6 protein-coding genes are annotated in these 5109 nt (G+C 72.9%); 4 read left to right on the top strand and 2 right to left on the bottom strand.

All coding sequences use genetic code 11. The features are described from left to right. From ACYVE9_RS15065 to ACYVE9_RS15075, 3 genes are all read left to right on the top strand, one after another. A partial coding sequence (locus tag ACYVE9_RS15065) for a FecCD family ABC transporter permease (RefSeq protein ID WP_461028352.1) occupies window positions 1-1028 on the top strand: 1028 nt, incomplete at its 5' end. Beyond that, window positions 1025-1855, top strand: coding sequence for a heme ABC transporter ATP-binding protein (locus tag ACYVE9_RS15070; protein ID WP_461028353.1), 831 nt, complete (start codon window positions 1025-1027; stop codon window positions 1853-1855). The genes ACYVE9_RS15065 and ACYVE9_RS15070, both read left to right, overlap by 4 nt. Window positions 1856-1934: 79 nt before the next feature. Continuing rightward, window positions 1935-2957, top strand: coding sequence for a hypothetical protein (locus ACYVE9_RS15075; protein ID WP_461028354.1), 1023 nt, complete (start codon window positions 1935-1937; stop codon window positions 2955-2957). Between the two features lie 51 nt (window positions 2958-3008). Here the strand turns inward: ACYVE9_RS15075 and ACYVE9_RS15080 are convergent, their stop codons facing one another. Then, window positions 3009-3674 (bottom strand): biliverdin-producing heme oxygenase, encoded by a 666-nt coding sequence (locus ACYVE9_RS15080; protein WP_461028355.1) that lies wholly within the window; start codon window positions 3672-3674, stop codon window positions 3009-3011. 228 nt (window positions 3675-3902) lie between these two features. Further along, entirely contained in the window at window positions 3903-4760 is an 858-nt protein-coding gene (gene map / locus ACYVE9_RS15085; RefSeq protein ID WP_461028356.1) for a type I methionyl aminopeptidase, read from the bottom strand. Window positions 4761-4812: 52 nt separating this feature from the next. Here map and ACYVE9_RS15090 point away from each other — a divergent pair, with 52 nt between their 5' ends. Then, entirely contained in the window at window positions 4813-5094 is a 282-nt protein-coding gene (locus ACYVE9_RS15090; RefSeq protein WP_461028357.1) for a hypothetical protein, read from the top strand. The last annotated feature ends 15 nt before the right edge of the window (window positions 5095-5109 follow it).

A 5109-nucleotide genomic window follows, 5' to 3' on the forward strand; every position in this document is an offset into this window, starting at 1 on the left:
CCCGCTCCCGCACCGCGCCGCTGACCGTGCTGCTGCTCGCAGCCGTGGCCGGCTGCGCGCTGCTCTCCGCCGCGATCGGCGCCTACGGCATCCCGCTCGGTGACCTGGTGGGCTCGCTCGTCCACGGTGCCGGCCTCGGCGGCGCCCCACTGGACCGGGTGGGGGAGAGCGTGCTGTGGAACGTCCGGCTGTCCCGCGTCGTCCTGGCCCTGCTGGTCGGGGCGTCGCTCGGCTGCGCCGGGGCCCTGACGCAGGGAGTGTTCGGCAATCCGCTCGCCGAACCCGGCGTCATCGGCATCTCCGCGGGCGCGGCCGTCGGAGCGGTCGCCTCGATCGCCTTCGGGCTCAGCTTCCTCGGCCCGTGGACGGTCACCGTCTGCGCGTTCCTCGCCGGGCTGGTCACCGTGCTGGTCGTCTACACGCTCTCCCGGTCCGGTGGACGCACCGAAGTGGTCACCCTCATCCTCACCGGCATCGCGGTCAACGCCTTCGCGGGAGCGCTCATCGGCCTCTGTATCTTCTTCGCCGACAACGCGCAGATCACCCAGATCACCTTCTGGCAGCTCGGCTCCCTCTCCCAGGCCACCTGGCCCAAGGTGCTGGCCGTACTGCCCTGTGCCGCCCTCGGGCTGCTGCTGGCGCCGCTGCACGCCCGCAAGCTGGACCTGCTCGCACTCGGTGAACGGCCCGCGCGGCACCTCGGCGTGGACGTCGAACGACTGCGCCTGACCCTGATCCTCGTGGTCGCGCTGCTCACCGCGGCAGCGGTGGCGGTCGCCGGCATCGTCACCTTCGTCGGCCTGCTGGTGCCGCACCTGCTGCGCATGGCCGCCGGGCCGGGGCACCGCTTCCTGGTGCCCGGCAGCGCCATCGGCGGCGCACTCGTCCTGGTGGCCGCGGACCTGGCCGCGCGCACCGCCGCGCAACCCGCCGAACTGCCGCTCGGCGTGCTCACCGCCCTGTTCGGCAGCCCGTTCTTCTTCTGGCTGCTGCGCCGCACCCGCCGTGGACAAGGAGGCTGGGCATGACCCGCTGGAGGAACCCGCGCACCCGCGGCCGGGAACTGCCCGCCGCTCCCGCCCCCGGAGACACCCCGGCACAGGCCTGCGCGCTGGGCGTGCGACTGGGCGGACGCGCGGTACTGGACGGCGTGGACGTGGACGTCGTCGCGGGGGAGGTGCTGGCGCTGGTCGGCCCGAACGGGGCCGGCAAGTCGACGCTGCTCGCCGCCCTCGCCGGAGACCTGCGCGCCGACAGCGGCCAGGTTCTCGTCGCGGGCCGACCGGCGGGTGAATGGCGTGCCCGCGACCTGGCGTTGCGCCGCGCCGTGCTGCCGCAGGCGGCCACGCTGGCGTTCCCCTTCGCGGTCGAGGACGTGGTGCTGATGGGCCGGGCGCCGTGGGCGGGCACCCCCGCCGAGGACGAGGACGAGGCGGCCGTGGCGGAGGCGATGGCCGTCACCGAGACCACCGGCTTCGCCGCCCGCCCCTTCGCCGCGCTCTCCGGCGGCGAGCGGGCCCGGGTGGCGCTGGCCCGGGTCCTCGCCCAGCGCACCCCGCTGCTGTTTCTCGACGAGCCGACCGCCGCCCTCGACCTGCGCCACCAGGAGCTGGTGCTGCGCGTGTGCCGGCAGCGTGCGGCGAGCGGAGCGGCCGTGGCGGTGGTCCTGCACGACCTGCAACTCGCGGCGGCCCACGCGGACCGGGTGGCGGTGCTGCACGAGGGGCGGATCGCCGCGGTCGGCCCGCCGGACCAGGTGCTCGGCGTCGACCTGCTCAGTCGGGTCTACCGCCAGCCGGTGGAGCTCGTCGCCCACCCCCGCACCGGGGCCCGGCTGGTGGTCCCGGTGCGGTAGGGCCCGCGCGGCGGCGACGGAGCGCGGCGGTAGGGTGCCACTCTGCGAAGCGGTTGCGGGGGTTCGGGAGGGCACGGGCGTGAGAGCGCGAATGCTGGTGGCTGCGGGGGCCGTGGTGGTGCTGGCGGCGACGCTGTCCGGGTGCCTGACGGTGCACGGCGAGCGGGCCGTGGTGCCGGCCGTCGAACGGGCCGAGGCGAAGAAGGTGCTCAAGGACTTCGTGCGCGTGAGCAACAAGGCCGACCGGAACTTCGACGCGTCCCTCAACAGCACGGTCGAGCACGCCGGTCTGGGTGAGATCAACCGGGCCGCGTTGCGTGCCCGGAAGGCGCTCGCCCCGGAAGGCAACAGCGACCACGAGCCGCTGGTGCTGAGCGAGCCGCGCTTCCACATACCCCGTCAGGCCGGTTGGCCCAAGTACTTCCTGGTCGACGCGGCGACCGGTGCGGACGACGGTGTGCGCCGGCTGCTCGCCTTCAGCCGGGCCGGCGTCGACGAGAAGTGGAAGGCGTCCTACCTGGCGGTGCTGCAGGCGGAGGACGTGCCCGACTTCGCCACCGACAAGGACGGCTTCGCCCGCCCCGTGACCGGCAACGGCGAGGACGGTGGCAAGGACGCCGACGGTGGCGCGGACGCGGGCAGCGGCGAGGACGCCGGCCTGCTGATCGCGCCCGAGAAACTGAGCGCCGCCTACACCGACTACCTCCAGAACGGCCGGGGTGACACCTTCGCCGACGGGCCGCAGACCAGTGAACGCCGGTCCACCCGCGCGAAGTCGGCGAACCGCCCGGCCGCCCGCAACGAGTGGGCGGACCTGCCGGCGGACAGCGCCGGCTATCCGCCGGTCGGGCTGCGCACCACCGACGGCTCCGCGCTCGTCTTCTTCACCTCGCACCACCAGACCAAGCAGACCGTCGCCTCCGGATACACGCCGACCGTGCGCCCCCTGGTGAAGCCGCTGCTCAAGGGCGAGAGCAAGCAGTGGCTGACGCAGGTCTACGTCACGCTCCAGGCCGTGCTGGTGCCGCCGGAGGACGAGGAGGACGGCCAGGTGCGCTTTCTCGACCAGCGCACCGGGCTCGTCTCCGCCGAAGGCGGCTGACCCCGCCGCCCCCGGGCGGGCGCAGGAGGGTGTCGGCCGCTCTGCCGGGCGTCAGGCGGTGAGCGGGAACTGCGCGCCCAGGTCCCGGAAGACGGCGGTGTTGAGCGCGAACGCCTGCCGGCACTCGTCGATGACGCGCTGCTTCTCCAGGTCGTCGGCCGGGAGGGCGTCCAGTAGTCCGCGGTACTCGCGCTTGAACGCCGCCGGGTTGGCGATGTCGTCGAAGACGTAGAAGCGCACCCCGTCGCCCTTGCGCTCGAAGCCCCAGGTCCGCTCGGCCGTGCCGCGGATGATCTGGCCCCCGGAGAGGTCGCCGAGATAACGCGTGTAGTGGTGGGCGACGTAGCCGCCCGGCCAGTCCAGGGCGACCTCGGTGATGCGGGTGGCGTAGTCGGCGGTGGCCGGCAGCGGCTTCAGCCCGACGGCCCAGCCGTCGCCGCCGTGCAGGTGGCGCAGATCCCGCTCCAGCGCGGCCACCCGGAACAGCTCGGGCCGGATGAACGGGCCCGCGACCGGGTCCGACAGCAGGCGCCCGGCGGACTCCTCCAGCGCGCGGTAGACGAACCAGAGCTGCTCGGTGTAGCGGGCGTAGGCCGCCACACCGAGCCGGCCGCCGAGCAGGTCACCCATGAAGGAGGAGTTCTCGGCTTCCGTGTGCTGTTCGTGCGAGGCGGTACGGATCAGCTGGGAGAACGGCGTTGCGTCGGACGCGGCCAAGACGGGCCTCCGGGAACCAGGAGTGAAGGGACGGCGGCGCTGCTGCGCCCACCTGACGCAGATCCTCCTACTTAGGCTTACCTAAGTCAATCCCTTGCCGACACGGTGTCGGCAACCGGGATCCTATCCGGCCGGCCCGTCGGGAAAACGTGAAGAAGCCCGGCATCCTCCGCGCGGGGCGGGGAATGCCGGGCTGTCCGGCGGCCGTGCGGGCGGCCGGTGCGGGACTCAGGGCAGAGTGAGGACCTCCGCGCCCGAGTCCGTCACGACCAGGGTGTGCTCGAACTGGGCGGTGCGGCGGCGGTCCTTGGTGACGACCGTCCAGCCGTCCTCCCACATGTCCCACTCGTGGGTGCCGAGGGTCAGCATCGGCTCGATGGTGAAGGTCATTCCCGGCTGCATCACGGTGGTCGCCCGCGGGTCGTCGTAGTGCGGCACGATCAGGCCGGAGTGGAACGACGTGTTGATGCCGTGCCCGGTGAAGTCGCGGACCACGCCGTAACCGAAGCGCTTGGCGTAGGACTCGATGACCCTGCCGATGATGTTGATCTGGCGGCCCGGGCGGACCGCCTTGATCGCCCGGTTCAGGGACTCCCTGGTCCGCTCCACCAGCAGCCGCGACTCCTCGTCCACGTCGCCGCACAGGTAGGTGGCGTTGTTGTCGCCGTGTACGCCGTGGATGAAGGCGGTCACGTCCAGGTTCACGATGTCGCCGTCACGCAGCACCGTCGAGTCCGGGATGCCGTGGCAGATGACCTCGTTGACCGAGGTGCACAGGGACTTCGGGAACCGGCGGTAGCCCAGCGTGGAGGGGTAGGCGCCGTGGTCGCACATGTAGGTGTGCGCGACCTCGTCGAGCTTGTCGGTGGTGACGCCCGGCGCGATGTGCCCGGCCGCCTCCGCGAGGGCCCGCGCCGCGATACGGCCGGCGATCCGCATGCGCTCCACCGTTTCGGCGTCCTGCACCTCGGGACCGGTGTACGGCGTGGGCGCGTCCCTGTCCACGTACTCGGGACGCGGGACGGCGGCGGGCACGGTACGCCTGGGGGAGAGCGTGCCGGGGGAGAGGAGTGACTGGCCAGACATGCGCGTGAGTCTAACCGTGACGCTCCGGCCGCCGGTGGGGCAGCATGAACGCATGGCTCTCTTCCAGCGCAAGACGGTAGGCAAGCCGGGCGAGTGGTTCTACTGCCTCAAGCACCAGAAGGTCGAGGAGGGTCCCGAGTGCCCGGCCCGGGACCGGTTCGGCCCGTACGCGAGCCGCGAGGAGGCCGCACACGCGATGCAGACGGCCCACGAGCGCAACCTCCAGTGGCGACATGACCCCCGCTGGCACGACAGTGACGCCCCGGACGCCGGCGGTGACCTGGACGACGAAGGCCCGGCCGCCGGCGGTCGCACACCGGACGACCGCGGCTGACCCGACGCGCCTGCC

Source organism: Streptomyces sparsus (assembly GCF_054776295.1).